Origin of the sequence: Streptomyces fractus, from assembly GCF_049844455.1 — a bacterium.
GTDB lineage: Bacteria > Actinomycetota > Actinomycetes > Streptomycetales > Streptomycetaceae > Streptomyces > Streptomyces fractus.
Window position 1 is genome coordinate 3,219,728 of record NZ_JBMYHI010000002.1, and the last position, 24,637, is coordinate 3,244,364.

At 70.7% G+C, this 24,637-nt stretch carries 32 protein-coding genes and 1 pseudogene; 4 read left to right on the forward strand and 29 right to left on the reverse strand.

All coding sequences use genetic code 11. From position 1 onward, the window contains the following. Positions 1-16: 16 nt before the first annotated feature. The 4 genes and pseudogenes from ACP4E5_RS16240 to ACP4E5_RS16255 form a co-directional block, all read right to left on the reverse strand. Entirely contained in the window at positions 17-280 is a 264-nt protein-coding gene (locus tag ACP4E5_RS16240; RefSeq protein ID WP_425829277.1) for a hypothetical protein, read from the reverse strand. Positions 281-672: 392 nt separating this feature from the next. Next, positions 673-1,257, reverse strand: a pseudogene (locus tag ACP4E5_RS16245) (N-acetylmuramoyl-L-alanine amidase); the annotation flags it as partial. Between the two features lie 14 nt (positions 1,258-1,271). Continuing rightward, positions 1,272-2,111 (reverse strand): hypothetical protein, encoded by an 840-nt coding sequence (locus ACP4E5_RS16250; RefSeq protein ID WP_425829279.1) that lies wholly within the window; start codon positions 2,109-2,111, stop codon positions 1,272-1,274. Beyond that, entirely contained in the window at positions 2,092-3,222 is a 1,131-nt protein-coding gene (locus ACP4E5_RS16255; protein ID WP_425829281.1) for a hypothetical protein, read from the reverse strand. Before ACP4E5_RS16255 ends, ACP4E5_RS16250 begins: the two co-directional genes overlap by 20 nt. 127 nt (positions 3,223-3,349) lie before the next feature. Between ACP4E5_RS16255 and ACP4E5_RS16260 the strand changes: the two genes are divergently transcribed. Further along, the gene (locus ACP4E5_RS16260; protein WP_425829283.1) at positions 3,350-4,057 is read left to right on the forward strand and encodes a carbon-nitrogen hydrolase family protein; all 708 of its coding nucleotides are present in this window, start codon (positions 3,350-3,352) and stop codon (positions 4,055-4,057) included. 4 nt (positions 4,058-4,061) lie between these two features. Here the strand turns inward: ACP4E5_RS16260 and ACP4E5_RS16265 are convergent, their stop codons facing one another. The 14 genes from ACP4E5_RS16265 to ACP4E5_RS16330 form a co-directional block, all read right to left on the reverse strand. After that, on the reverse strand, positions 4,062-4,961 hold the full coding sequence (locus ACP4E5_RS16265; RefSeq protein ID WP_425829285.1) for a phage tail family protein: 900 nt from the start codon (positions 4,959-4,961) through the stop codon (positions 4,062-4,064). 5 nt (positions 4,962-4,966) lie between these two features. Beyond that, a complete protein-coding gene (locus ACP4E5_RS16270; RefSeq protein ID WP_425829287.1) occupies positions 4,967-7,186 on the reverse strand; it encodes a phage tail protein in 2,220 nt (739 codons plus the stop codon). 30 nt (positions 7,187-7,216) lie between these two features. Further along, positions 7,217-7,426 (reverse strand): hypothetical protein, encoded by a 210-nt coding sequence (locus ACP4E5_RS16275; RefSeq protein ID WP_425829289.1) that lies wholly within the window; start codon positions 7,424-7,426, stop codon positions 7,217-7,219. Positions 7,427-7,437: 11 nt separating this feature from the next. Next, positions 7,438-7,878: a hypothetical protein gene (locus ACP4E5_RS16280; protein WP_425829291.1), complete on the reverse strand. Its 441-nt coding sequence runs from the start codon at positions 7,876-7,878 to the stop codon at positions 7,438-7,440. Beyond that, positions 7,875-8,369, reverse strand: a complete 495-nt coding sequence (locus tag ACP4E5_RS16285; RefSeq protein ID WP_425829292.1) for a phage tail tube protein — start codon at positions 8,367-8,369, stop codon at positions 7,875-7,877. Before ACP4E5_RS16285 ends, ACP4E5_RS16280 begins: the two co-directional genes overlap by 4 nt. An 18-nt stretch (positions 8,370-8,387) precedes the next feature. Then, on the reverse strand, positions 8,388-8,819 hold the full coding sequence (locus tag ACP4E5_RS16290) for a minor capsid protein (protein WP_425829294.1): 432 nt from the start codon (positions 8,817-8,819) through the stop codon (positions 8,388-8,390). Next, positions 8,812-9,165 (reverse strand): minor capsid protein, encoded by a 354-nt coding sequence (locus ACP4E5_RS16295; RefSeq protein ID WP_425829296.1) that lies wholly within the window; start codon positions 9,163-9,165, stop codon positions 8,812-8,814. The genes ACP4E5_RS16290 and ACP4E5_RS16295 overlap by 8 nt, the downstream gene beginning before the upstream one ends. Then, on the reverse strand, positions 9,162-9,386 hold the full coding sequence (locus ACP4E5_RS16300) for a hypothetical protein (RefSeq protein ID WP_425829298.1): 225 nt from the start codon (positions 9,384-9,386) through the stop codon (positions 9,162-9,164). Before ACP4E5_RS16300 ends, ACP4E5_RS16295 begins: the two co-directional genes overlap by 4 nt. Positions 9,387-9,478: 92 nt before the next feature. Further along, entirely contained in the window at positions 9,479-9,856 is a 378-nt protein-coding gene (locus ACP4E5_RS16305) for a hypothetical protein (protein ID WP_425829300.1), read from the reverse strand. Positions 9,857-9,871: 15 nt separating this feature from the next. After that, on the reverse strand, positions 9,872-10,039 hold the full coding sequence (locus ACP4E5_RS16310) for a hypothetical protein (RefSeq protein WP_425829302.1): 168 nt from the start codon (positions 10,037-10,039) through the stop codon (positions 9,872-9,874). A 99-nt stretch (positions 10,040-10,138) separates the two neighbouring features. Further along, entirely contained in the window at positions 10,139-11,152 is a 1,014-nt protein-coding gene (locus ACP4E5_RS16315) for a major capsid protein (protein ID WP_425829304.1), read from the reverse strand. A 33-nt stretch (positions 11,153-11,185) separates the two neighbouring features. Further along, positions 11,186-11,899, reverse strand: a complete 714-nt coding sequence (locus tag ACP4E5_RS16320; RefSeq protein ID WP_425829306.1) for a hypothetical protein — start codon at positions 11,897-11,899, stop codon at positions 11,186-11,188. Positions 11,900-11,949: 50 nt separating this feature from the next. Next, positions 11,950-13,095, reverse strand: coding sequence for a phage minor capsid protein (locus ACP4E5_RS16325; RefSeq protein ID WP_425841384.1), 1,146 nt, complete (start codon positions 13,093-13,095; stop codon positions 11,950-11,952). Positions 13,096-13,182: 87 nt separating this feature from the next. Then, entirely contained in the window at positions 13,183-13,554 is a 372-nt protein-coding gene (locus ACP4E5_RS16330) for a winged helix-turn-helix transcriptional regulator (RefSeq protein ID WP_425829308.1), read from the reverse strand. Between the two features lie 74 nt (positions 13,555-13,628). Here ACP4E5_RS16330 and ACP4E5_RS16335 point away from each other — a divergent pair, with 74 nt between their 5' ends. Together ACP4E5_RS16335 and ACP4E5_RS16340 are read left to right on the forward strand one after the other, a co-directional pair. After that, positions 13,629-14,312 carry an NADPH-dependent F420 reductase gene (locus ACP4E5_RS16335; RefSeq protein WP_425829310.1) on the forward strand — a complete coding sequence of 228 codons (684 nt, stop codon included), beginning with the start codon at positions 13,629-13,631 and terminating at the stop codon, positions 14,310-14,312. Positions 14,313-14,400: 88 nt separating this feature from the next. Beyond that, a complete protein-coding gene (locus ACP4E5_RS16340; RefSeq protein WP_425829312.1) occupies positions 14,401-15,306 on the forward strand; it encodes an NADP-dependent oxidoreductase in 906 nt (301 codons plus the stop codon). A gap of 20 nt (positions 15,307-15,326) precedes the next feature. On the opposite strand, the gene ACP4E5_RS16345 is transcribed toward ACP4E5_RS16340, so the two are convergent. From ACP4E5_RS16345 to ACP4E5_RS16360, 4 genes are read right to left on the reverse strand one after another with little or no spacing between them, the layout of a single operon-like run. Beyond that, on the reverse strand, positions 15,327-15,548 hold the full coding sequence (locus ACP4E5_RS16345; RefSeq protein ID WP_425829314.1) for a hypothetical protein: 222 nt from the start codon (positions 15,546-15,548) through the stop codon (positions 15,327-15,329). A 59-nt stretch (positions 15,549-15,607) separates the two neighbouring features. Beyond that, entirely contained in the window at positions 15,608-17,083 is a 1,476-nt protein-coding gene (locus ACP4E5_RS16350) for a phage portal protein (RefSeq protein ID WP_425829316.1), read from the reverse strand. Next, positions 17,070-18,335, reverse strand: a complete 1,266-nt coding sequence (locus tag ACP4E5_RS16355; protein ID WP_425841387.1) for a PBSX family phage terminase large subunit — start codon at positions 18,333-18,335, stop codon at positions 17,070-17,072. The genes ACP4E5_RS16350 and ACP4E5_RS16355 overlap by 14 nt, the downstream gene beginning before the upstream one ends. Before the next feature lie 21 nt (positions 18,336-18,356). Next, the gene (locus tag ACP4E5_RS16360) at positions 18,357-18,884 is read right to left on the reverse strand and encodes a helix-turn-helix domain-containing protein (RefSeq protein ID WP_425829318.1); all 528 of its coding nucleotides are present in this window, start codon (positions 18,882-18,884) and stop codon (positions 18,357-18,359) included. Positions 18,885-19,151: 267 nt separating this feature from the next. On the opposite strand from ACP4E5_RS16360, the gene ACP4E5_RS16365 reads away from it, so the two are divergent. After that, positions 19,152-19,892: an HNH endonuclease gene (locus ACP4E5_RS16365; RefSeq protein WP_425829320.1), complete on the forward strand. Its 741-nt coding sequence runs from the start codon at positions 19,152-19,154 to the stop codon at positions 19,890-19,892. Between the two features lie 184 nt (positions 19,893-20,076). Here ACP4E5_RS16365 and ACP4E5_RS16370 read toward each other — a convergent pair whose 3' ends face one another. The 7 genes from ACP4E5_RS16370 to ACP4E5_RS16400 form a co-directional block, all read right to left on the reverse strand. After that, complete coding sequence (locus tag ACP4E5_RS16370) at positions 20,077-20,298, reverse strand: hypothetical protein (RefSeq protein WP_425829322.1); 222 nt, start codon at positions 20,296-20,298, stop codon at positions 20,077-20,079. Positions 20,299-20,481: 183 nt separating this feature from the next. Beyond that, entirely contained in the window at positions 20,482-20,760 is a 279-nt protein-coding gene (locus ACP4E5_RS16375; RefSeq protein ID WP_425829323.1) for a hypothetical protein, read from the reverse strand. Positions 20,761-20,911: 151 nt separating this feature from the next. Continuing rightward, positions 20,912-21,712, reverse strand: a complete 801-nt coding sequence (locus tag ACP4E5_RS16380; protein ID WP_425829325.1) for a PALP domain-containing protein — start codon at positions 21,710-21,712, stop codon at positions 20,912-20,914. After that, positions 21,709-22,644, reverse strand: coding sequence for a class I SAM-dependent methyltransferase (locus ACP4E5_RS16385; protein WP_425829327.1), 936 nt, complete (start codon positions 22,642-22,644; stop codon positions 21,709-21,711). Before ACP4E5_RS16385 ends, ACP4E5_RS16380 begins: the two co-directional genes overlap by 4 nt. Before the next feature lie 124 nt (positions 22,645-22,768). Then, a complete protein-coding gene (locus ACP4E5_RS16390; protein ID WP_425829329.1) occupies positions 22,769-23,659 on the reverse strand; it encodes a DUF2637 domain-containing protein in 891 nt (296 codons plus the stop codon). 67 nt (positions 23,660-23,726) lie between these two features. Next, the gene (locus ACP4E5_RS16395) at positions 23,727-23,939 is read right to left on the reverse strand and encodes a hypothetical protein (RefSeq protein ID WP_425829331.1); all 213 of its coding nucleotides are present in this window, start codon (positions 23,937-23,939) and stop codon (positions 23,727-23,729) included. A gap of 70 nt (positions 23,940-24,009) precedes the next feature. Beyond that, on the reverse strand, positions 24,010-24,573 hold the full coding sequence (locus tag ACP4E5_RS16400; protein WP_425829333.1) for a hypothetical protein: 564 nt from the start codon (positions 24,571-24,573) through the stop codon (positions 24,010-24,012). Positions 24,574-24,637 lie beyond the last annotated feature (64 nt).

Consider the following 24,637-nt stretch of genomic DNA (forward strand, 5'->3'; position numbering starts at 1 on the left):
GGGGGCGCGATGTTGTTCAACGGACTACCTGCCATGAGGACAGGGCGAGGGCGGCGACGGCGACCAGCGCTGCGAGGCTGGGCAAGGGCCATTGGCGGCGTTCGATCTGGTCGAGGCGAGTGTCGTGTTCGTCGTGGCGTCGGTCGCTTTGGTCGCTGCGTTGGGCGAGCAGGTCGTACCTGCCGTCGAGGCGGGCGTCGAGGCGAGCAAAGCCGGCCTCGACGGAGCCGCGAAGCTGGGCCACTTCGAGAGCAAGGTCGGTCGGATCGGGGTCGGTCACACGGCGCCCCCTCCCCGAGACCGGTCGAGCGCGGGCTGCGCTGGTATCTCGTCGGGCTCCGGGACAGCGGTACGGAGCCACTTGGGCAGCAGCCTCTGTGCCTGTGCCGTCTGCATGATGCGGGTGAGCGCGCCGGCCACGGCGAGGGCGGTGCCGACGCCGGCCGCGGTCTGCGGGATGTCAGCCGCCTCGACGAGGATCGGTAGGGCGGCGGCGAGGCTGAGTCCGGTCTGCACCATGGTCCGGACGGTTCGCCGGGCGGCTTCCGACATGAGGGCGGCCTCCTTCTGTGGCGAGCGGATTTCTGGTTTCGGGGCGGAGGGCCGGGGCTGCTTGTGCTTCGGCTGCTTCGGCCGGGGCTTCTTGCGGGGTTGTTCGTCCGGCGAATGGCTGAGCCGCTGCGCGATCCGGTCTCGCATGCGCTCCATGGGGAAGCCGCGCGGGTCGCTCTTCTGGTTCGTCCATTCCAGGTGGCCGATCACGGAGGCGGCGTGCCAGCCGTGATGACGGCAGAGCGCGGCCGAGGCCCGCTCGATGGCGTCGAGTTGGGCTTCGGGCCAGGGGTCGGTTCCGTCGCCGCGGTTTTCGCATTCGAAGCCGTAGAAGGAGCGGTTGCCGTCCGTGTTGTTCTCGTTCGGGGCGGGGAGGGCACGTTCGGCGATGACGGCGGCGAGTACGTCGTCGTCGCCGGTGCCGGCGTGGTTAGCGCGGCCGTGGCCGATGAGGTGGACTGTGCCGTTCTTGGTAATCACGCCGTGGGCGAGGGGGCCGGGGAGGTCGGGGCGGCCGTCGTAGCAGAGGCGCACGGTCTGATCGGCGCCGTGGGTCGCGGTGTGGTGGATCATCACGCCGTGGACGGGTCCCCACGCGCCGCGGTGGTTGCGGTTGTGGCTGCGCCAGGAGCGTTCGTTCTTGACCTTGACGCCCTCGGCCTTGAGCGCGGCGACGAGGACGCGGGCGGTGATGGGTCGGGCCACGGCGCCCCCCTTCGTCAGGTGTCGCTGTCGTCGTCCTGGTCGCCGTCGTCGGTCTCGATGGGCAGCGTGGGGTCGGGGTGGCCGGTGTCGCGTCCGCGGCCGTCGGGGGCTTCGGGTGCTTCGTCGGCGCTGTAGGTGTTGCGCGCGTACGCGGTCAGGAGGCGGGTTTCGATCGGTTTCCGGGGGCCGTGGGTGTAGTGCTCGACTTGCAGTGCGAAGTCGTCGAGGAATCCGGCGCGGTCGAGCGGGGCCTCGATGGTGTGGGCGGTCCACTCATCCTCGGGCACCTCCCATTCGTCGAGCGTGGTTGCGGTGCCGCCCTCGACGCGCATGCGCACGCGGACACGTCCGCCGGCAGCGGCGTAGCTGGTGAGTTCGATGTGCGCGACGGGGTTGTGCACGGGGGTGATGCCGACCCATGCGGGCTGCCAACTCGTCGCGTTCGTCGATGCGTTCGCGGTTGGGTGGAGTTGGAGCGGCAGCCAGGGTCGGCCCAGGTGGCGCGGGCTGTGCTTGTCGTCCATGAGCAGCACGCGGTCGGGTTCGGCGGTGTCCCGGCTCCACAGGCGCCAGGTGCCGCGGTCGGCCTTCTCGCCCTCGATGGTGAGCGCGTAGGAGCCGTCCATGCGGCGGGCGACCGTGCCGTAGGCGCCTCCGGGCCAGGCGCCGACGGTGAACGTGGCGAAGTCCTTGTGGGGCGGGACGACGGCGAGCTGTCCGCCTTCGCTGATGCGTACGTCGCCGTCGCGGATCTGGTCGAGCGGGGGTCGGGACTGGCTTCGGCCGGCGAGTTCCTTGACCTGTCGTTCCAGGCTGCGGATGCGGTCGAGGAGGTCATTGCGGACTGTTGCCATCGGCTGGATTCTCCGGGGTTTCGAGGGTGAGTTTCACGGACTCGCCGGCGCCGCGCTGTGGGGGCGTGACGGAGATGCCGACGATGCGGTGCCGCTGGTCGAGGCCGTTGGCGAACCAGTGGTCGCGGATGCGGATACGCGCGTGGCGGCCGAGCAGATCGGGGCTGATCTCGTCGTCCAGGTGCACGGTGATTTCCGGGATCACCTGCGGGCGGCGGGCCAGGGCGGCCTCGGCGCGGGCGTGCTCGGCGAGTTGCTCGGGATCGTCGATGCTCTGGTGATCGCTGATGCCGTCCAGGCGGGGCCACCCGTCGTCGAGATCGTCGTCGGCGACGAGCAGTGGGGAGAGAAGGGGCTTGCTCGCCGCGGCCTGGTTGCGGTTGTTGGTGGCGCCGCGGGCCTGCCACACGTTCGCCACGGTCGTGCCGTCCGCCGCGAAGCTGTAGGTGAGCACGCGGCCGGGGTGAGTGATCACTACGTCGCCACCGCTGCGGAGCAGCTTGGGATGGCCGAGGTCGAGCAGCTTGACGCGCTCGCCCGAGGCCAGGTCTCGGGAGCAGCGGACCCGCCACTCGAACCCGTTGTCGGCGCCGGCGAGCTTGTCGAGCAGGTCCCGGATCGTCGGCTGATCCGAGGCTGAGAACCTTCGAGACCGCTTCACGCCCGAGGTGTGGGTGTCGTAGCGGATGCCGATGTCGCCGCCGGGTTGGGCTTGGGCGTAGTCGACGAGGTCCCGTGCGATGTCGAGTTGGTCCACGCGCTGCGCCTTGTGGTCGGTGCGCAGTATTCGGTGGTCGAGGTAGGTGTCGAAGGTGCCGGCCTGCACCTCGACCGTGATGTTGCCGCGTTCGTCGGTCTTGGGGTTGACCGACCAGAGCACGCCGCCCCACCAAATTTGCCGGTCTCGCTCGACCCACAGGGCGGTGCGGGCCGGGGCGAGGGCGGCGCGGGCGCGGGCGGCGAGTTCGCGGTTCGGGATCGGCACCGTGCCCTGCAAGCTGCCGGCCTTGCCGATGTAGTCCTCGATCGTGACCTCGTGCAGCGGCAGCACGTCGAGGAGGCGGTCGGAGCGCAGGTCGCACACGAGGACCCGGTAGGAGGAGGCAGTCAAGGTAGAGGCCCTCTCGGGACAGTTGCGGGAGATGGTGGCCGCGGAATCGGAGGATGTGTCAGCCCTGCTGATCGGCGCGCTTCACCCTCTGCGAGCCGGGAAACTGTGGGTGGCAGGATGGAACCTCATGAAGATCGCGGCAGGTCAGTTCACCTGCGTTCCGACTGATGTGGCCGGCAATGTCCGGCAGATGGCTCTTCTCGCCGACGAAGCCAAGGCGCGGGGTGCAGAGCTGGTGGTGTTCCCCGAGCTTGCCTTGACCGGGTACGAACTTGAGAAGGTTCTCGCTGATCCGAGCCTGTGGGCGGCGGCGGACGACCCGCGCCTGGACCCGATCCGGGAGAGCGGCCTCGCCACCGTCGTGAACTGCGTAGCAGTCACCAACGGGCCGCGGCCCGCGATTGAGACGTTGGTCTTCGGGGCCGACGGTGAGCTGCTCACCACCTATCAGAAGCAGCGCCTGTTCCAGCACGAGCAGGAGGCGTTCGCGGCGGGTCAGCACGATGGGCGTTTCGCGTACGGAGGGCTGCGCTTCGCGCTCGCCACGTGCTACGACAACCACTTCCCCGACCTCACCACTCGCGGCGCCGCGGACGGGTGCCAGGTGCACCTCGCCAGCTCGCTGTACGGCACGGCTGGTGGAGTTGAGGAACTCACGACGGTCTACCCCAGCATCGCCAAGGACGTGAACGCGTACGTCGTGCTGGCCAACCACGTCGGCGCCGCAGGGCCGTGGACCGGCTGCGGCCGTTCCTCTGTCTGGGCTCCGGGCGGGGCGTTGCTGGCGGAGGCCGACACAGAGACAGCGACGCTCGTCGTGGCCGAGGTCGGATAGACGACTACCAGTGCGCGGAGCGCCACCGCAGCGCGGCGGCAGCGCGTGGATCGGGGCTCGTGTCGCCGGACCGGAACGTGATCTCGTTCCGGCCGGGGGCAAGCGTGAACGCCGGTTCGGGCCACGAGGCGCCGCTCGCGGCGGTGAGCAGGCCCTCGCCGCTGTCGAGCTGAGCTGTACCGGCGAACGTGTCGATGGTGAGGCGCTCGCCGGGGTCGAGCAGAAGCTCGTACTCAAGGACGGCGCCGGTCGTTTCGTTCACCAGCCGCGGTGTGTCCACGGGTCCCCACAGCTCGATGACGGGGTGCGTGGGCGCGCCGCCGAGGTTGCGCACGACAGCGTCGCCGGTGGAGGCGGGGATGCCGCGCGGCCCGTGGCCGTGGTCTCGGTGCCAGGGCAGGCATGGCTCGGGCAGGCCAACGACCGTGGTCTGTACGGCTGGTATGTAGCGGCGCGGGTCGGTCGCGGTGAGTTCGAGAGCGGCCTCGGTGACGACGCCGAGCGCGTAGCCCACGTTCGCGGGGACGTCGCGCTTGGTGGCGCGGGCCCAGCTCAGTAGCGGTCCGCGCTCGTCGAGGCTGACGAGCAGCGGTATCTCGTCCTCGCCGAGCGCGGTCGCCGCGGTGAGCGCGTCCATGACCGCGCCGAACTGGGCGGCAGGGGCGCGGATGATCAGGTTCTCGAGCGTGAGCGTGCGGGACTGGGAGAGGAGTTGGCCAGGCCATGCCCCGTGCGCGGCCGGGCGTGGCACGTCCCCGGAGTCGACTTCCGGGAGGGCTTCCCAGCCGGTCAACTTCGTCCACCGGTACGGGGTGCCGGGGCCGAGCAACAGCGGCCCGAACCGGATGTGTCCGGGCCGCATGCCCGCTGCCGCGTCGGTGACGTCGACCAGGGTTCTGTCCATGCGGGTTATCCCCTCGCTTTCATCCGCCAGGCCAGGGCCGCGGCGGTCTGGTCGGGACTGGCGTTGCCCGCGTTCCAGGTGCCGATGTGCACCAGCGGGCCCGCACCGCGGATGCCCGACTCGCCCCAACCGCCCTGCCTCCGTGTCCTGTTCGCTGTGGGTCCAGCATTCGGCGCGAGGGCGGCGACGGTGGGCGGGGTGATGGCGGGGAGCGCGGGTGTGGGGACGAGCCCTCGCATGGCGCCGGCGACCGCGCCCTGCGCGCCGGTGATCCCGGAGGCGATGCCGGCGGGAATCCACCGGCCGACGTCCCGTGCCATCACGCGCGATGGGGAGTGGATGCCGAGTGCCTTCGCGATGGGGCCGGGGATCATGGACTTGGCCCATCCGGTGATCTTGGATCTGATCCATGAGCCCATCGAACGAATGCCGGACCACAGCCCGGTGACCAGGGCCCGCCCCTTCCCGACAAGCAACGCACCCAGGCCTGCGAGCGCGGTCGTGATGCGGGCCGGCACTGTGCGCAGCCACGCGACCGCCCGTAGAGCACCGGCGATGACTGCCGCGCGGAAGCGGGCCAGGGCCGCCACCGCGGCGGCGCGCAGGATGGGTGCGAGGGCGACGAGCGCGGCGCGGGCCCGACCCGGCAGGGATTGCAGCCATGCCACGGCCTTGGCGATGCCGACGGCCGCCCACACGCCCAGCTTGAGGAACAGGCCGCGCAGGAAGGTTCCGACCTTGGAGACCAGGGCCTGCGTCTGTATCCACGCGGTGGAGAAGTTGCCGCGCATCAGATTCGTCAGGATCTTGACGGCGGGGACGACGATGCCGGTGATGTACCGGGCGAGGACCGTGGCCAGGATGCCGGCGAGTTTGCCGATCACCGCGATGACCGGCGTCAGGATCGGCAGGAGCGAGCGCAGCACGCCGCCGACGAGCTGGCCGAGCGCGGTCAGCAGCGGTCCGAGCGCGACGAGGATCTGACCGAACGCCTGGCCCAGGGTGGCGATCGCCGGCGACAGGGCGGTGATCAGGCTGGACAGCACTGGCAGCACCGCGGAGATCAACATCGACAGGATACCGACCAGGGGTTTCGTGATCGCGGGGAGCTGAGCGAGCACCGGCGCCAGAGCGGTCATGAGCGTGGACGCGAGTTGCTGTACGACCGGCGCGAGTTGCCGGAAGAGGTTCCCGATCGCGGCGAGGATCGGTGTCAGCGCGGGCAGTAGGGCGGCGGCAAGCTGCCCGACGATGGGTAGCAGCGGAGCGAGCCCGGAGATCAGCGCTCCGACCGAGCTCGCCGCGGCCGACAGGACCGGTCCCAGGGCCGCGATGATCGGCTGTAGGCCGGCCCCCAGGGCGGTGACCAGGGTCTTGAGTGGTCCGCCAAGTTTGGCGAGGGCTGGGCCGAGGGCCCCGGCCAGGGTCCGTACGAGCCCGGCCAGGGTGGTGGCGAGGGCTGCCAGGACAGGGCCGCCGGCTTGGGCGAGCGTGCCGAACAGTGAGCCGAGCGAGGACAGGATCGAGGCGAGTCCGGAGAACAGGCCGGACAGGCCGGCCGCCGCACCGGCGGCGCCGGACGAGAGGTGGTCGAAGAACCCGGCGAGCCCCGCGCCGAGCTTCACCAGGCCGCCCGCTATCGCGTCCGTGACCGGGGCCGCGGCCGACACCGCGCGCGAGAGCGCAGGAGCGAGCTGAGCGACCATGCCGAGCACCCCGTCGGCCAGCGTACCGATCTGCGGGGCCACCGCCGCGAACGCCGACGACAGCGCCGGTGCGATCTGGTCGAACGTGCCGCGCGCCGTGCCCGCGACGTGGACGAGCTGCTGCTCGATCGGCCCGACCATGCCCCGTACCTGGCTGACGACATGGTCCTTCAGCCCGCCGAACGCCCCTTGGACCTGGGCGGACTGTTTGGCCGCGGCAATACCGATGCCCGCGAACAGCGCGGGCACCACGGCCAGTGCCCCGCCCGTAGCGAGCGCGCCCACGGACAGGACCGCGGCCGCGGCACCCACCGCCGGACCGAGCGAGGCGAGCGCGGAAACGGCCGTCGCCACGCCACTGGAGATCCCCGCGCTCAGCGACGCCCCCGACGCGTTGCCCGCGCTCGCGATCTGCCGTTGCAGTCGGCGCAGTTCGCCCTCGGTCTGGTCGACACCGCGGCGGGCCCCGTCGGCGTCGAGGTCGATGTACCCGACGAGTTCGCCGATCGTGAGGGCCACGTACTCACCCCCTGTGCAGTTGTGGTGCGGTTATGGCCGTGCGCGGTCCGGCTGTCGGATGCCGGTCAGTGCGGCGATCTCGCTGGCGTCCGTGACCGCGCGGGGCGTGCGCGCCCACGCGCGCACAAACGCCGACTCGGGCGGCAGACCGGACAACAGCACGAGAAACCGCCGAGTGCTCACGGTCGCGAGCTGCTCGGCGGTCAGGCCGTAGGCGCGGGCGAGGTCGGATTCGACCACGCCCCAGTGGTTCAGGATCGTCCGCCAGAAGCGTTCGCGATCGTCTTCGGGGTCGGCGCCTGGTCTTTTCCCTCCCCGCCCGCTTCCTTGTCGGCTTCCTGCTCGTCGTAGAGCGCGACGGCGCCGGCGATGGTGAGGCTGCCCGGCTCGCGGGTGTTGGCCGCGGCCCACAGCAGTACGACGCCGAGCTGCTTGTCGGTCATGCCGTGCTCGGCCCACTCGTCCAAAGCGCGCGGCCCGAACAGTGACGAGAGCAGGCGGCGGATATCGTCGGGGTCCTCGCTGTTCTTCACGCGTTCCATTTGGAGCGTGAACAGCAGCGGGAGCGACGAGGGCAGGTGGTAGTCGCGGCCGTACAGGCGCAGCGTCGCGCCGAAGCGCGGTGCGGTTTGCTCGGCGAAGAACGCGTCGAAGTCGGCGACCTCGGGCTCGTCCTGGTGGTCGGTGCTCACGCGGCCTCACGCCCCTTCGCGGTTTGGTAGACGGGCTCGAACCGGGGCGGTCCGCACTGCGTGAAGCTCGCGGTCCAGGTGGCCTTGTCGTTGACCTCGCCCGATGATTCGTCGGGGGTGCAGGTGGCTTCCCAGATCACCCATGTGTCTTGCGATTCGTGGCGCCAGCGCACGAGGTTGCGTGAGTCGATGCCGAGGCGCTGGCCCCAGTACGAATCGACGTAGGCCTGCCCTTCGACCTGTCGGCCGGTGACGGGGTCGAGGGCCCACTGGGCTTCGAGTTCGATCTGTCCGCCGCGCTGCATCACGTCCTGCTCGTACCAGCCGCCGGAACCGAAGTGCATGGTCTCGGCGGTCTCCTCGTTCTCGGAAAGGCTCTGTTTCCACGAGGTGAGGTTCTCCAGTGGCAGCCACCGGCCGTCTGGGCGGGACTGGTCGAGCACTTCGAAGATCCAGCCGCGGGCGTCGATGGGGCGACCGTTCATCGGCATGACTTCCCTTCTGCCCTGCTATGAGGGTCGGTTGAGGGTGGGGGCCTCGATGTCGAGGCGTAGGTTCACGACGTGCTCGTGCCGCCCGCGCTCGTCGATCCCCATGGAGGCCGGGGCCGCGGTCGCGGCGGCCAGCACCAGCCAGATCCCGCCCGGCAGACTGGTGCCGGCCAGCCCGTGCAGCGCGGAGTACACGAGCTCGCAGCGGCGGCGGGAGACACGCGGATCGGTGGTGCCGCGTACGCGGACCTGCACGCTGCGCTCGTCCCAGCCGTTGCGGGCATCGACCGCGCCGGCCCCGTACAACGACAGGCAGACGGCCTCGTCGGGCGCGGGCGGCAGGGTCTCGATGAAGCAGTCGCCTCGCGTACCGGTCAGGTCGTAGACGAGCAGGCCGCGCGCGTGCAGGTAGCGGGCGAGCGCGTCGAGGTAGTCGGGCACGTCAGCCACGCAACGACCTCCGCACCTCGGCGGCGATCAACTCGGCGACCGTGCCGGCCTGCTCGTTCAGCGGATCTTCCAGATACTTCGCCTTACGGCCCGCATCGTGACGGTAAGTGGTCTCCTCGTGCTGACGCACCGCGTACGGGGTGTCGTACGACACCGCCGCCGTCAGGTCCACCTCGTCCACACTCGCCGTGCCGGAGCGCTCCAGGGTGCCCTCCCGGATGGGGACTTGGGCACGGGAGACGCCGAGGACGTGCTCGGCGGCCAGGCGCAGGCCGCGCGCCGCGCCCTCGCGGGTGCCGCGCAGCGCGGCGTTGCCGTTCCAGCGCAGGCGGGAGCGTGCGGTCACTGGCACATCACCTCCGTGCAGGCCGGGACGGGCAGGCCGGGTGCGGTGTGCTCGGCGACGCTGACGGCGGTGGCGGTACGGCCGTCGGGGAGGGTGACGCGCGAGCCGGGCGGGCAGTCGAGGCCGGGGGCCGCAATGATCTGGGCGGTTGCGAGCACTGCGCGGCCTTCGCCGTCGGTGACCTGCTTGCGCACCGCGGCCACCAGCGCCGGAATATCCACACCCTGTGGATCGAAGGACGGGCCGTACGCTGTGTCGCCGCGGTACGGGGCGATCGCGACGCGGTGCCGAAGAAGCCATCCAGGAACGCGAGTTACCAGGCGTCGCTCACCTCCCCCGGCAGGAGACCGGCACGGCGCAGGGTGCGGTAGGCGCGGGGTGCGAGCTCAACTCCCGCGATAATCACTGGTGATGTTGACTCGCCGGTGCGGCCGGACAGGGAGACGGGGCCGATGGATACGGAGTCCCAGACGTCGGTAGTGGTGATGCCATCGCTGCCGGTGGCCAGCCAGTACTCCACCTGGGCACACACCGCGTCCGCCAACGCGGCCGCCACGGCGGCCGGTTCGTAGACGGCGGTGAGCAGGGCGGCGTCAATGTCCTCGCTCGCCCTGGCCAGCAGGCGGGCGACGTCGGGCGGGGCGGGGCGGCCAGTCCACTCGGCGAGCCGTCCGGGGGTGGCGTAGGCCATGGGGCTCCCCCTGCTCTATGTCTCGTTGGTCGTGGCGCCATGCTTGCCGGTGCGACGCGTGGCGGGTTTCGGTTCGGGCGTCGCGACGTCGACGACCGTCGTCACGGTCTCGGTGTTGATGTGGACGACGTCGTAGCCGTGGCGGCGGAAGAACTCGATCACCCCGAGCGGGACGGGGAGCACGCATTCAGCGACGCCTTCTGCGAAGTGGACGCCGGGGACGACCTCGCCGCACAGCGTGCGGGTGGGGGCGGTGATGCGGTAAGTGATGGCGTGACTCCTCTACTTGACCTTGATGTTGCGCAGGACCGCTGCGGCCTTGGTCGCCTTCAGAGCGACGGCGACGGGGCCGAGTTCGACCTCGCCGCGCTTGACAGCGCCGGCGGTGTCGAAGTCGGGGAGCCACTGGCGTACGAGCTGACCGCCGGCAGTGGTGACTCCGTGGAAGCCGTCCAGGCCGAGCCGTACCGCGTACAGGTCAGACAGGCCGGAGACCGTCGTGCCCGTGCCGTCGGCGTCAGGGGTGATGAGGCGGTCCTGTACGGGGATGACCGGCTCGCTGCTGCCCGCCTTCGCGCCGAGGTCGACGAACGGGATGTTCGCGTACGACTCGACGGTGCGGCCGAAGGCGTCCTCGGAGCGGGTGTAGTACCCGGAGCGGCGGGCCAGGGAGCGGATACGGGCGATGGTGCGCTGATTGCCGAGCAGGGCGGTGGGGGTGTCGTCCAGGGTCTCGATGAACGCGTCGAGGAGGTCCAACGCCTCGTGGGTTTCGCGGCGTTCGTCCAGGCCGGGGCCGGTCCAGTCGGTGACCTCGCCGACGCCGAGCTCGGTGGAGGAGCCGGCCAGGGCGAGGTCGAGGCCGTCGAAACCATGTTCGCGGCCCGGTTCGCGCGAGCGCAGGCCGTTGATGACCTGGTCGGCGAAGAACGCGCGGGCGGACTTGATGGTCTGGCTCATCTGGAGGGCGACCTCGTTGGTCGCGGCCGGGCCGAGGGCGGCCAGGACGCGGTCTACCTCGAAGGCGCCACCGAGTGGGGCGAGGTCGACGGTGTAGCGGGCGCGGTGGGCCTGTTCGACTCCGTACTCGGTGTTGTAGGGGCGGAAAGCAGCACCGCGCTCCAGGACCAGGCGGGTGTAGCCGTAGGTGAGGGTGGCGCCGCCACCGGCCGGGTTCACGGCGTCGTCGAAGGTCAGGTTGTCCAGCAGCCAGCTGGACTTGCGGAACTCGTCGATCACCGTGAGGTCGATGTCGTCGAGGGTGTTCAGCTTCGCGTCGGCGAGCGTGATCGCCATCCGGTCGGCCTCCTTCCATCACGGGTGGGTTGGTCAGGTGCCGAGGCGGGCGGCGACGGCCTCGCGGAGTGTGGCCGGGCGCTTGTCGGTGGTGGGTGGGCCGTTGAACTCCGCTCCCCCGCGCGATGGTCCGGCTGATGCCGTGGCGAAGCGTTCCGGGTCGGCCTCCACCGCCGCCTTGATCTGCTCGGTGAGCTGGGTGGCGAACTTGGGGCCGTCGGGGTCGAGGTTGGCCAGGGCGTCGAGGAAGCCGCGGCTGTCCAGGAGCCGCTCGGCGCGGGCACCGTGCTCGCCGGCCACCTTGTGCGCGGCCAGTTCGACCCGCGCGGTGCGCAGCTGCTCCGCGAGGGTGGTCACCTGGGCGTCGCGGTCGGCGATGGCGGCGGCGAGCGCCGCCGGGTCCGCCGCTGCGCTGCCGGGCTTGTCCGGGGTGAGAGCCTGCTGCACCGCGTCCAGGGCGGAGCGCAGCCGGTCCCGCTCCTCCACCACCTGTGCGGTGCGCTCCTCGGCATCGGCGCGGGCGCGGTCGTCCACCGGGGCCGATGGTTCGGGCGTGGCGGTGCCGCCGGTTTCACGGGTCGGCGTGAGTTGCTCCTCCGGCGGCGCCGCCGGCGTGGACTGCCCGGAATCTCCGGTGTCGGCGGCACCGGAGCCGCCTCGAATCGGCCAGATCGGGCGGCCATCACGGCGCCGGCCGAGCGCGCGCACCCCCGTGCGCGGACAGGTAGGCAGGATGGATTCGGGCATGGGCGTCTCCTCGTACGGGTCGGGTGGGGTGCCGGAGTCGGGGCGGCGGTTCAGGCCGCCGGGGTGGCGTCGGTCGACGGCAGGTTGCCTGCGCCGAGCTGTTCGCGGACGCGGTCGCGGCGCAGGTAGGGGTGGGCGTGAAGGTGCTCGCGCATGCGCTTCTGCCAGGCGCGCACCTTGACGTTCGCGACCTTGCGGTCCTCGTCGCCGAGCGCGGCGGCGGCACGGCGCTTGTACTTGCGGATGTGCCGCTCGATCTCGCGCTGCCGCTGCCCGGCCTCGTACTCCCCGCGCTGAGACGTGTCCGGCTCCGGGAGCGGGGTGACGCCGGGCAGGTAGGCGGAGACGGAGTGGCGGCAGTTGGGGTGCTGGAATCCCGCGCGGCGCGCCTCGTCCAGGGTGCCCGCCACAAGGACGTCGACCATCCGACCGTCCTCGGTGGCCCGTTCGGCGCGGACCGTGCGGCGTCCGTCCGGCCCGTCGAGGGCGAGCACCGCGCCCTCCCAGGGACGGCACAGCGGGCACTCGCGCGGAGCGTCGGAGACCCGCACCAACTCGACGCCGGCCTCGGCCAACGTGCGGGCGTGCGCCTCGGTGGCCGCGCGGGCCGTCGCGGTGCGCACGGCCATCTCCGCGTACGAGGTCAACTGCCAGCGCCGCCCCGCCCGGTCCGTGAACCCCGAGATCCCGCGATCGGCGAAGTACCCCATCGCCTGCTGCGTGGCCTGGCGGCGTGAGGCCACCCCCAGCAGGGGCAGCGCGGTGACGCGCGCGACCACGCCGCGGTAGATGTCCACGACGGCCCGCAGGATGCCGCGATGCGTGGCGGTCACCAGCTGCACGGCCTCGGCCGCGAGCCGGTCGACGGCCTGCGCGTTCGGGATGACCTCCTCGACCAGCCGCCGCGCGCTGTCCGGCAGCGCGCCGAGCTCGGCGACGCCCGCTCGGTGGCCGCGGTTGTACGCCTCGGCCACGACGTCGAAGACCTCAAGCGACACGGCCCGTCTTAGCTCGTCGATGACAGCCTGCGCCGCACGGCGTAGCGGTTGGATCGCGGCGAGCTTGCGCCGCGCCCAACCGGGCGCCTCGAACCCGTCGGCGAGTTGCCGCGCGATGAGGCCAAGCAGCCGTTCCTCGGCGCCCGCGTACAGGTCGCGCACTGAGGCCGACAGGTCTTCCACCAGCTCGGGCGACACGGGCAAGACTCCGCTCCTCTCCAGCTGTGGACCTTGAATTGATCGACGTCACTCACGGTCTCGCTGGGGGTCGGCCGGCGCGGCCGGTTACTCGGGGGCCTGCAGGTCGGGTGTGCATGCTGCTTCCTGTGCTGCCATGACCGCATCGCCGTGTTCGAAGGCCCAGGCGCCGACGGCATCGATGGGGGCGAGCAAGGTCCGTCCCAGGGCTGTGAGTTGGTATTCGACCCGGGACGGATGGCCGACGTCCGTGTGCCGCGCGACGAGCCCGTTGGACTGCAGCCGACGCAGGGTTTCGGTGAGGGCCTTGGAGCTGATGCCCCCGATCCGTTCTCGGAGTTCGACCGGGCGGCGGGGGCCGTCGCGCAGTGCCCAGATCACCACGGCGTTCCAGGTGTTGGAGAGCAGGTCGAAGGCGAGGCGGGCGCGGCAGTCGGCGAGGAAGGCGTCGGTCGTCACGTACCAAATGGTGCCCGAACGGCCTCCTAGCGTCGGTGTGAACGCTCGAAGCAGGCGCGGAGAGGACACATGTGATGCGCATCGGAGTATGGGGAACAGCTGGCATGGCCGAGGCGCTCGCCACCCATTGGGTACGAGGCGGGCACGAGGTGATCATCGGCGGGCGTGACGTGGACAAGGCGCGTCGGCTCGCGACGCGCATCGGCGGCGGCGCCAGGCCCGCCAGCCTGCGCGCGGCGGCCGAGTCCGGCCAGGTGGTGTTGGCCGCGCTGCCGTTCGGAGTGGGCGCGGACGTGGCGCGGGACCTGCGTACCGCCCTGGAGGGAAAAGTACTGATCGATTGCTCAAACCCGGTCGGGCCGGGGTTCCGGCTGATGACGGAAGGAGGGTCTTCAGCTGCTCAGCGGCTTGCCGCGGCGGCACCGGGAGCCCACGTGGTCAAGGCCTTCAACCTCTGCCACGAAGACGTGTGGCGCATGCGACCGCCCGTGTTCGATGGGCGGCCACTGGCCGTTCCGATCTGCGGGGACGAGGAAACCGCCCTCGCGTGTGTACGCGATCTGGTGCGGGACGTGGGCTGCGAGCCGGTGGCCAGCGGCGGTATCGACCGTGCGGGGCTCCTGGAGGCGACCGCCGCGCTGTTCATCGCCCTGTGGCTCGGCGAGGGGACGGATGTTCAAGCAATCGCACCCCCACTGGCGTATGCGGCCGGGCCGCACCCGCAGGAAGCGGACGGCGAGACGACGGCACGCCGTTAGGGGTTCTGGGCGGGCGGGAATTTCATGATCGCCGCACCGGTTGCGCGGATCGTCAGCAGCAGTACAGCAGTTGTGAGAAGGGCTCTCCGTGCGCGCCATCCAGATCGATCGATTCGGCACTCCCGACGTCCTCGGCCTCGTCGACGTTCCCCGGCCCGAGCTGGCGCTGGGTGAGGTGTTGATACGCGCAGTGGCGACCAGCATCAACCCCGTCGATGACAAGACGCGGGAAGGGGCCATCGGTGAGGGAACTCCAACGCTACCGATGACGCTCGGCTGGGACTTGGCCGGCGTGGTGGTCGACGGGGGCGGCAGCGGCCTGCGCGCCGGCGAGCGCGTGGTCGCTATGTCGCATCAGCTCAGCTCCGGCCGCGGTACATGGGCCGACCTGGTCGCGCTCCCGGCGCACACGGTAGGCGCCGCACCGCAGACAGTCAGTCTCGTGGAGGCGGCAACCCTGCCGCTTCCCGGACTGACCGCCTGGCAGACCCTGGACTGGCTCGCGGTGACGTCCGGGGAACGACTGCTGATCGCGGGCGCGTCAGGGGCAGTTGGTGGGCTGGCGCTCCAGATCGCCCGCGCCAGGGGTGTCACGGTGGACGCGTTGGTCTCCCGAGACGCGCAGGTCGACTTCGCCCGCAGCCACGGGGCCGACTTCGTCACCACCGACGCCGGCGCGCTGGCACCCCGTCACTATGACGCGGTCTTTGACACCTTCGGAGCCTTCGTCACCGACGCGGTAGCTGACGGCGGTCGGTACGCGTCTGTCGCCACGCAGGCCGGCCCGGTGCCCGATCTGTCCTCGCGTGGCGTCCGTACCACCGTCAATCAGGTACGCGAGGACGGCACCGGACTCGACGAGCTGACCAAGCTCGTAGACAACGGCTCCCTGCGCTTGCGCATGCACGCCAGCTTCGGCCTCCACGAGATCCAAGCCGCGCACGCCCGCTACTTTCAGGGCGGTCTGGCAGGGAAGATCGCCCTGGTCTTCTGACGGAGGCGTGCGTCGGCACCTCATACGCGGCCGTGGGTGAGGAAGTGCAGCACCAACCAGCCAAGGAGACCGCCGAAAGCGGCGCGGCGTGCAGCGGCCCACGGGCCGTGGTCGTGGAACCCGAACCATTCCCAGATGTGCATGCTCAGGCTCGCGCCATGAGGCCCCCACAACAGGGCGGCGGCTTCCAGTAGCAGGAACGCGGCGAGCCAGGAGAGCCAGGCGATGGACCACGTGGACAAGTGCGGCCTCCTTGGGGGCGTGTGGTCAAGGCGTGAACGAGACTCGGCCTGAGCGCGGTTCACCGTCCGGACGCTCTGAGCACTGGGTCGGGGACAGAGGTCCCGATCTCGTCGCGGATCCGAGCGACTTCGGCGGCGACCTGGTCGTCGGCCCAGTCCGGGTGCAGGAGGCGCACCTTGGTGTCAGTGGAGGCGGCTTCGGCCTGGGTGATCAGGGCGAGGGTCTCGGCGGTGGTCTTGGGGTCCTCGGAGACGGCGTCGCCGAACTGGATCTGCGGGCGCTCGGTCGCGGTGATGTTCGAGAAGCCCAGGGCGCGGTCCAGGCGCAGCATCGCCAGGAGCATGTCGGCCAGGGCGGGTGCCCAGTAGCGGGCCTTGACGTCGCGGGTGATCATCGAGCGGCGTTCGCGGGCCGTGACCTCTGTGGCGGTGACGGCGGCGGTGTCGCCGAGTCCGAAGGTCTGGGCGGAGTAGCCCGCCGCCTCGACCGCTTGGCGTACGAGGGCCTCGGCGCTGGCCCGGTGTTCTTCCACGCGGATGGCGAACTGGGACAGGGTGATGCCGGCGCCGTTCTCGGTGGGCGGGATGTTCAGGGTCTGCCAGATCTCCCGGTCGGCGTCGAAGCTCGCGCCCTGGCCGGGGCCGCGATCGCGAAGGTAGCCGTCGGGGACGATCAGGCGGGCGCGGGCCAGGCGGATGTCGCGCATCCACGACGTCCAGGTCGTATCGAGGGCGTCGAAGAGGTCGTGGCTGCCCTGGTAGTCGGAGCGGCCGAGTGGGCTGCCGCGATGGCGCCGGTTGGGGCGCATGTTGGGTACGTACGCGGCGGTGAGCTGGTCGAGGCCGGTGGGGATCGCGTCGCCGGGGGCCGTCATGGAGGCGGCGAGCGGTGCGGTCTCGGGGTGTTCGGTGAGCGGGACGCGGACGCCGAGGCGGTCGCGGTCGCCCTGGTAGAGGCCGTGCAGGATGGCGCCGGGTTCGTGGCGTTCCAGGTGGCGCCAGACCGTGGCCGTGTCGGACGGCAGTTCGTGCCAGAAGGTAACAGCGGTCAGGATGCCGAAGCGGAACTCCGGTACGGCGGTGTCCGCGTGCACGGCGGTCAGCAGTGGGCGCGCGGCCAGCGTCGTGTCCCAGGTGACGCGTAGGTACACCCCGCCCAGTGCCGCGCCGATCTCGGCCGCTTCGAGCAGTGTGTTGGCGAGGCCGTTGGCCTCGGTGAGCTCGTCGAGCCGGTCCTGCGTGGCGGCGTCGGGGATGGTGAAGACGGGTGGTTCGGAGAACAGCAGCGCGGCGGAGGTGCCGGCGATGTCGGCGGGCAGTGGGATGTGCAAGCGCTCGTCGCGCCGGCCCGGAGACGATGAGCGTCGACCCCACAGGCGGCGTGGTCCGTCCAGGCGGCGTGCCCCGGCGCTGGCGTGGGCCGTGTCGAGTCGGGTGCGGTCGCCGGAGTACCAGGCGTCGTCCGTGCGCATTGCGGCGTGCTCGGCCGCGTACTGGGGCGGGGGCCAGGGGGTGTTGAGGTCAGGCAGGGGCATCGCTGACCTCCTGACCGGGCGCCGGGCGGATGTGGGGCCACTCGTGTCGGGTGGAGTGCAGTACGTAGCGCAGGGCGTCGACGCTGTGGTCGTCCTGCTTGAGGGGCTTGTCCTCGCCCTTGTCCGAGGCGTCCGGGTCCCAGGCGTAACCGGGAATCTCGTCCAGCAGACCGGTACAGGAGCGGTGGACATACAAGAGGCCGGAGTCGAGGGCGGTGGCGGTGGTGCGGATACCGTCGAGGACCTCGTTGTGGGCGCGGGCAATGTTGGGGTGTCCGTCGGCCCACAGCTGGGTGATGAACGAGGCGGCCGAAGGGTCCACGAAGGTCCACGCCGGGGTGACGTCGAGATTGTCGAGCCACGTGCGGACGGCAGTGGCGTACTGGGCGTCGGTCATCTGCCGGTGCGCGGCGCGGGAGTCGTGGCGCCACTCGGCGACTACGTACAGGCGGTCGTCGGTGCCCTGGCCGAGGAGGAGCGCGGCGAAGGGGTTGGTGGTGCCGTAGTCGATGCCCACCCAGTGCCGGCGCATCGCGGGCAGCGTGTCGACGACGTGGCGTTCCTCGTCCCACATGTCATAGACGGCGCCCTCGGCCACGACCCATGCCCCGTCGATCATGCGCTTGCGCCACAGGCCGACGTACTCGACGGCGAGGGCGTTCACGTACGCGTCGGTGAGCGAGGGGTTGTCGGCCAGCTTGAAGTGCCAGGTGGCGAGGTCGAGTTCGTGGGCGCGGTCGAGGTAGCCGGTCTTCAGCCAGTGGCGCGGGCTGTCGGGGTTCGTCGTCGCGAACAGTCGCGCACCGGGGACCGAGAGGCGGGCCAGGAGCTGGGTCCAGAAACCTTCCGGGAGCAGGGTGGCCTCGTCCACGTACGCGAGCGAGGCGGTCAGACCGCGGAGGCGGCCCTCGGCGCGGGCGTCGGCGGCACCGATCAGGTGGACGGTGCGGCCGAGCACGGTGGCGGTGGTCGCACCGCGGGTGTGGCGGATCTGGGCGGCGGCCGGGCCGAAGAGCACGGGGTCTTGCAGCGGCTCGAAGACGTTGCGCTCGATCGTCTGAAGGCTGCGACCGACGACAACGACGAGCCCGGAGGGTGGTGCGTCCGCGACGGCGATCAACCAGGCCAGGAGGCTCGCGATGGTCTTGCCGCTGCGGACCGCGCCATGCCACAGGTTGATGCGCGCGGTGGCCTGCGCGATCGAGACAAGTTGCTTGCGGGACAGCGGGAGGGCGTCGAGGCCGGTCGACAGAGACGCTCGCCTCCCTTCGGATTACCCGTCCCCAGCCGGCCGTTCGTCATCGTCGGGCGGGCGAGCCAGGAGCCGGCGGATACCGGAGCCGAGGTCGGTAAGGGCGGAGCGCACGCCGTCCGTGTCACGGCCGGCGTCGACCTCGGCCAGGCGCTGCGCGGTGGCCAGATAGGAGGCGATGGCCTGGGCGTGATGACGCTCGTCGTGCGCGGGCGGGTCGTCGCTGACGACATCGACGGTCTGGCCGGTGGGCAGCAGCTCGACCCGTACGTAGTGGCTGGCCTCGACGCGGGCGAGGTTGGCCAGGGCGCGGGTGTACAGGCGGTGTTGGGCCTCCGTGCGCACGGCGGCGAGGTCCTGGCGGCGGGCTTCGGTCGCCGCTCCGGTCATCCGGGCGCCGCCGTCGAAGCGGAGCCCCTCGGCTTTCGCGATCTTGGTGACGGTGGAGGCGCTGCGGCCGATCTGCCGGGCGACGGCGTTACGGGTCAGGCCCTGGGCGTGCAGGCGACGCACCTGTTCGCGGTCGGCGTCCGAAACAGGGTCGACCATGGGAGCCAGCTCCTTGAGTCAGAGGAGACGCGGGTTCGCCCGTCCAGCCGCTCGTCGATGCCCGCCGCTCGACGGCGCCCCCAGGATGGGAGCTTCGGCCGGACCCGGTTACAGGCACAGAGTGGCCCCGCACCACAGGCGTCAGCCGATAGCACCGCGTGCGTCGGACAGTGCGGCCGTGATCTCGACTGCAAGTTGAGCGTGCCCCCTCCAGCACTGACTGACGAGCAGACCACGATTGTCAGGGACATTTAGTAGCCTCACACCATGCCCAACAACCGCCCTGCAATCCCAAGGGAGTTGGCGAGGTCCATCCTCGTCGAGGCCGGCCATCGGTGCGCCATTCCAACCTGCCGAGCCACAACCCTCGAGATCGCGCACATCACCCCGTGGCGCCAGGTTCGCCAACACGAATTTGAGAATCTGATCGCGCTTTGCCCAAACTGCCACACCAGATTCGACAAAGGGGAAATCGACCGAAAGGCGATGCTTCAGTACAAGGTGAATCTTCGCCTCTTCCCGCTGGACACAGTAGAAGAGAGCGGCTTCCTCCAGCACAGCAGAACGCTAGACGCCTATCGATATTTTCAAAGCGCACGCGAATCCTGGGAGATCAGCATCCGGACCATCGCGTCTCACGATTGCACGGCAGGGTACGAGGCGAGCGACTACGCGGCTCGCCGAGAGCTCGTCGCACGCTGTTCAGACCTTGGCGCCGGAGCCAATCGCGCCCTCGTTATGCTCCAAGACAGCGACTGCTTCTACGCAGCCAGGGAAGTATTCGAGTGGATGCTGAGCTGGGCAAATGACGTAGTCGACGGCCTATGGCCAAGCACGTACGGGGGTGCCACACCGCACGACGATGCGGATCTCTCGACACTGGAGTCCGACCTCCATGCAGCTGTCTGTCACGCTCTTGGCACAACGGACGGGGAGCTGCCACAGAAGAACTTCACCCCATCAGACACTCCTCCACTCAAGCTCGGCGGTACGGGTAAGCGCTTTTGAATGCGATGGCGAAAAGTTGAGCGCTCGCGTGCACGGCAACAAGCCGCTGATGACAGGCCAGTCGAACCGCAAGACATACTCGATTACATGTCACCTGAGTAAGAATGCCTCAGAGCGTGGCATGCTCAGCGGTACGGCCCGCCCCTGCTTCCTTCAGGGGCGGGCCGTCTGATCGTGATCCCGCTCAGAGTTCGTCGGCCTTCATGGCCCAGAACAGTTCCTTGAACCGCTCGGCGGCCTCGTCGGCGGTGCGGGCGGCGACGGTGGTCCATACGGGCACCAGGCCCTCGTTCATGACGGGCTCGTCGTGCTGCTCATTGACGTCCTTCAGGTCGCCGGGTATGGCGACCATGACGTGCAGTTCCCTGGCGCCGATCTCGAATGCGGCGATCACGGTGAAGTCCATCGCGCTGTCTCCCTCTGTTGACTTTTCAAGGCGCCTACCTGGGTGTTTGCCCTGGTGGCAGCTGTGACAGTAGGGAGAGGCCGGCGGGTCTGCGAGGGGCTGCCGTAACGACTCCGGTAACGGCTCGGCGACGAGGAGCAGCGCCTACCGCACGGCCTCGGGTGGGGCCGTGCGGAGGGTGGTTCAGGTCGGTCCGAAGCCCTTGTCGCCGAGGGTGCCGGCGATCCACTGGTTGACGACGTGCACGATGGTGCCCTCGACGGTGTCCAGGTAGTGGCGGGCGGCCGGCGCCGTGGCGGGGACCCCGTTGAGGATGAGGGTGTCCAGGTGGTCGGCGACGGTGTCCAGGTAGGCGATCAGGCGCCGGTCCGCGTCGTTGTCGCTGTCGCGGAGGACGGCGAGGTCCTGGCCGGTCATGTCGGCGACGTAGGCGTGCAGGTCGCTGTTGAACGTGACGTACATGTGCGCGTCCCCTTTCGGGGTCGTGCGGGCTGGCCCCGGCGGCTTCCCGCGTCATGGGGGGTGCCGGTGGCGTTGACCTGGACGTTAGCTCAGTGGCCCCCGTGGCAGGAACTCGTTTCCGTGGTCCGTGGATCACGGGTTGGTGCCGGTCCTATGCGAGGGCGGAGGCGCGCACGCCGACCGTCCAGAGCAGGTCGCCGGGCCGCAGGCACGGGAGCGTCTTGGCCTCGTAGTGCGGGTCGAGGGCGAGGTTGCCGAGCCGGTTGGGGACGGTGTCGGTGTACGCGGCGGGGCTGGTGGCCAGGGTGGTGTGGGCGGCCCAGCCGGGCGCGTGGCGGCCCAGCGTGCGGGTGGGGTCGCCGCCGACGCGCACGCCGAGGACCGGGGTGGGGTTTCCGGCGCGGTGCAGGCCGCGCAGGATCGCGGCGAGGGTGATGCCGGAGCCGACCGGGACGACGATCCGCCGTATGTCGCGCGGGAGTTGGGCGGCCTGTTCGGCGACCTGTTCGAGGTAGGCGGGGTGTTCCATGCCGAACGGCATGCCCGCCCAGCCCTGTTCGGCCAGGGTCTCGGCGTCGATCCGGTAGCGGGCGCGGATCACCGACACGCGCGCAGGGCGGTGGCGCAGCACCGTGGCGTCGGCCGCGGCGGCAAGTGCGGTCTCCGCGGTGTCGGCCCCGTAGCCGGTGTGCAGGCGGGCCGGGATGTCCAGGGCGCGGGCGACGAGGGCGGCGCGTTCGAGTTGAGGGCTGATGCGGGCGCCGGCGCTCACCAGCCCCACCGCGTCCTCGGCGGCGGTGAACAGGGCGCGCGCCTTGGCGCCCGAGGCACCGCCGCGCACCCAGGCGTCCTCCCGCTTGGCCAGAACCCCGTCGTGTTCCTCGATCGGCGTCACGTGCGGGGTGAAGTCCGGCACCGCGAGCGCGCGGGCAAGCAGGTCGAGGCCCCTCACGCCGCGCGCTCCTGCCCGCGGATGCGGGCGGTGGCGCGCTTGGGGTCGCCCTTGACGAAGGTCAGGACGTACTGGTGGTGGCGGCCCATCTTCCTCGATGCGCGCCACTGGTTGTCCAGACGGAGGGGGACGGTGCCGAGGGTGTTCATCAGGACGGCGTCGTTGTAGAGCTTGGCGCCGGCCGCCTCGTGCGCGGCGATCGTGAGTGGGATGAGGCCGCGTATGGCGCCGGCGGTGTTGCGGACCTCGCCGACCACCCAGGTGGCGAACCGGTCCTCGTTCAGGCAGCGCACCGACTCCGCGATGACCTCGCGGTAGGTGTCGGCGAACTCCTTCCACTTCATCGCGGACAGGTCCGCCGGGTGGTCCGAGTACTTCTCCAGGTTGAAGTACGGCGGGCAGGTGAAGACGTAGTCGAAGCCGCCGTCCGGGAGCCGGGGCAGCACCTCGGCCGCGTCCCCGACGACCCACGACGGGGACGCGGCGAGGAGGTCGGCCGCGCGCCAGGCTTCGGCCTGGTCCTCGTTCGCGTCGACCTGGGACGGGGACAGGTCGACGCCGGTGTAGTGGTATCCGCCGTTGCCCGCCACGAGGCCGCGTACGGAGCCACCGGCGAAGGGGTCGAGGACCTGGCCGCCCTCGGGGCAGTACCACTCGTACGACGCCTCGGCCAGGACCGGGTCGAAGGTGGAGAGCCCGTCGTTGATCGCGGTGAGCTTCTCCTGGGCGAACCGGCCGCTGCTGGCGTACGTGGTCACGTGCTCGCGCCCGGAGCGGCTGGTCATGCCCAACTCGTGCCAGGAGCGGCGGCGCTGGCGCCACGGGCCGAGGTCGGTTCGGAGAATCGAGAACGGGTGGATGCCGGGCAACGGCCCCTGCGTGCGCGGAGCAGGCGCGGACTCGTCGAAGAGGGCCTGGGAGTTGGTCGGCATGCGATCACCTCCCAAGGCAAAAGGGCAAAGCGAAGCCCCGCCACGACGGGGGATGCGTGGCGGGGCCGGCGTATGGAGTTGATGGGCTGTTTCCGGGCATGCCGAAAGCGCCTCCGACTTTAGGTCACGGAACGGTAACGGTGCAAGGGTTGTTTTCCAGGTTCGCCTCGACGAGCTGCCGCAACTCGCCGCCGCGGCTGCGGCGTACGCCCAGGACGGCGCCGAACTCCTCGGCCGTGGGGCGGCGTCCGGACTGCTCGCACAGTTTGAGGTAGGCGGTCACCGCCTCGGGCGGCGCCTCCTCCGCGCCGCCGGATTCCGTCGACTCAGCCTCCGCGGACTGTGGCACCGGGGTGACAGGCGGCGCGCTGAACGTGGCCGTCATCGGCAGCTCGGGCGGCCCCTCCAGCTCGGCGCGCGCTGGAGCGAACACGGCCGGGAGGGCGGGTTCGGCCTCGGCTGCGGCAAGGAGCGCCGTCAAGTCCGGCCTGCCCGGCAACTCCGCTTCCCCGTCGGACTCTTCCGTCGCTGCAAGCGGTGCGGGTTCCGGCGGAGCTACGTCCACCGCGCCCGGGGCGGGCGTGGCGTGCTGCGGAGTCGGCAGGAGCCGGACGAGGAGTTCCGTCGCCACGAGCTGCGCCGCCGGCGGCGTGATCGCGATGAAGACGCCGGCCGTACTGCCGTCGCTGTGCGCGATGTTGAAACCGAGCGACAGGGACGCGAACGCCACGACCGTGAGCCAGTACGGCCAGGCGCGACGGCTCGACCACTCGGCGGCCACCACGCCCACGGTGCCGACGACAGCCCCGCCGTCGACAAGGGCAGCGAACATCCAGGCCGCGTCCGACGCGACGCCGTGCTGCACGGCGAGGTCGGTCAAGGCGGCAAAGGAGAGGCGGAAAGCGAGAACGGCAAAGGCCGTGGTGATCGTTGCCGACGCGAATAGGGGAAGCCAACGAGCCAGCCCCGGGACACCAGCCGCAGGAAGCGGCGCAGTACGGTAGGCGATAGCCATGCGAGGGGTACTCCTCGGATCGGTCAGGGCCCGTCCAGCGGTTGCGTCGCTGAGGCGGGCCCATCCATTAGCGGGACGTTCCGGTGGCGCGATGGGCGCGCAGGATCTGGTGAACGCGGCTTTCCACCATGCCCAGTTCGTACGCGATCTCGGTGGCGCGGCGACCGGCGGCGCGGGCCTCCGTGACGATGCGCCCCACCTGCGGCTGAAGGGCCTTCGCCTCACGGCGGATGCGTACCGCGTCGTCGAAGGTGTACTGCGGCGGTTCGACGTGGACCATCGGGCGGCTGCTCCTCGTATCGGGGTCGGGCGCGGGCCGAACCTCGGAGTCCGGCCCGCGCGGCGGCAGTTCAGGCGACGCGCTGCCCATCGGGCTCGTCGGACATGACGTTGGCGCTGGGTTCGTCGCTCTCGGGGCGCTGCGCGGTGAACGCGCGGTCCTTGCCGCTCAGGCTGCGCCCGCGGTGGCCGCGGGTGTCCCATCCGGCGCTGGCCAGGGTGCGACTGTAGGCGCGCAGGACCGGCTGGGCATCGGCCGCGATGGCGACCGTGCCGTGGGTCAGGCGGGTCACCAGGACGCAGCCGGGCCGGAACGGTTCGACGAGGTAGCCGGTCGCCCCGCCGAGTTCGTCCAGGGTGCGGGCGGGCTCGTGGCCGGCCTGAGCCAGGATGCGGGCCGCGGCCCGCACGTCGTCGTTGCCGGCGTGCTGGGGCCGGTAGCCGTGCGCCCCGTTGCGGCGGACGGCCACCGTGTCGCACCTCCGGCAGGTGTGCAGGGTGCCGGCCATCAGGCCGAAGGTCGCCGTGTCGTGGTCGACGTCGTAGAGGGCCTGGATGTCGCAGTACGTGGTGGTGTTGCCGCTGTCCTGGCGGTGCAGTCGCTCGTTGTGCTCGGTCGTGGTCGCGTAGCGCACAGGGATACTCCTATGGCTCGTAGGGATGCCGGGTTGCGTCCGGCGCCGTAGCTCCTACAGCGGC

Bases quoted from the DNA above. Each gene is read 5' to 3' on its own strand.
- ACP4E5_RS16385 (WP_425829327.1), bottom strand. From the start codon at position 22,644: ATGCCGACCAACTCCCAGGCCCTCTTCGACGAGTCCGCGCCTGCTCCG.
- ACP4E5_RS16370 (WP_425829322.1), bottom strand. From the start codon at position 20,298: ATGGACTTCACCGTGATCGCCGCATTCGAGATCGGCGCCAGGGAACTG.
- ACP4E5_RS16305 (WP_425829300.1), bottom strand. From the start codon at position 9,856: ATGGCCTACGCCACCCCCGGACGGCTCGCCGAGTGGACTGGCCGCCCC.
- ACP4E5_RS16375 (WP_425829323.1), bottom strand. From the start codon at position 20,760: ATGTACGTCACGTTCAACAGCGACCTGCACGCCTACGTCGCCGACATG.
- ACP4E5_RS16395 (WP_425829331.1), bottom strand. From the start codon at position 23,939: ATGGTCCACGTCGAACCGCCGCAGTACACCTTCGACGACGCGGTACGC.
- ACP4E5_RS16285 (WP_425829292.1), bottom strand. From the start codon at position 8,369: ATGCCGATGAACGGTCGCCCCATCGACGCCCGCGGCTGGATCTTCGAA.
- ACP4E5_RS16250 (WP_425829279.1), bottom strand. From the start codon at position 2,111: ATGGCAACAGTCCGCAATGACCTCCTCGACCGCATCCGCAGCCTGGAA.
- ACP4E5_RS16260 (WP_425829283.1), top strand. From the start codon at position 3,350: ATGAAGATCGCGGCAGGTCAGTTCACCTGCGTTCCGACTGATGTGGCC.
- ACP4E5_RS16390 (WP_425829329.1), bottom strand. From the start codon at position 23,659: ATGGCTATCGCCTACCGTACTGCGCCGCTTCCTGCGGCTGGTGTCCCG.
- ACP4E5_RS16360 (WP_425829318.1), bottom strand. From the start codon at position 18,884: ATGGTCGACCCTGTTTCGGACGCCGACCGCGAACAGGTGCGTCGCCTG.
- ACP4E5_RS16265 (WP_425829285.1), bottom strand. From the start codon at position 4,961: ATGGACAGAACCCTGGTCGACGTCACCGACGCGGCAGCGGGCATGCGG.
- ACP4E5_RS16350 (WP_425829316.1), bottom strand. From the start codon at position 17,083: ATGCCCCTGCCTGACCTCAACACCCCCTGGCCCCCGCCCCAGTACGCG.
- ACP4E5_RS16320 (WP_425829306.1), bottom strand. From the start codon at position 11,899: ATGCCCGAATCCATCCTGCCTACCTGTCCGCGCACGGGGGTGCGCGCG.
- ACP4E5_RS16365 (WP_425829320.1), top strand. From the start codon at position 19,152: ATGCCCAACAACCGCCCTGCAATCCCAAGGGAGTTGGCGAGGTCCATC.
- ACP4E5_RS16315 (WP_425829304.1), bottom strand. From the start codon at position 11,152: ATGGCGATCACGCTCGCCGACGCGAAGCTGAACACCCTCGACGACATC.
- ACP4E5_RS16335 (WP_425829310.1), top strand. From the start codon at position 13,629: ATGCGCATCGGAGTATGGGGAACAGCTGGCATGGCCGAGGCGCTCGCC.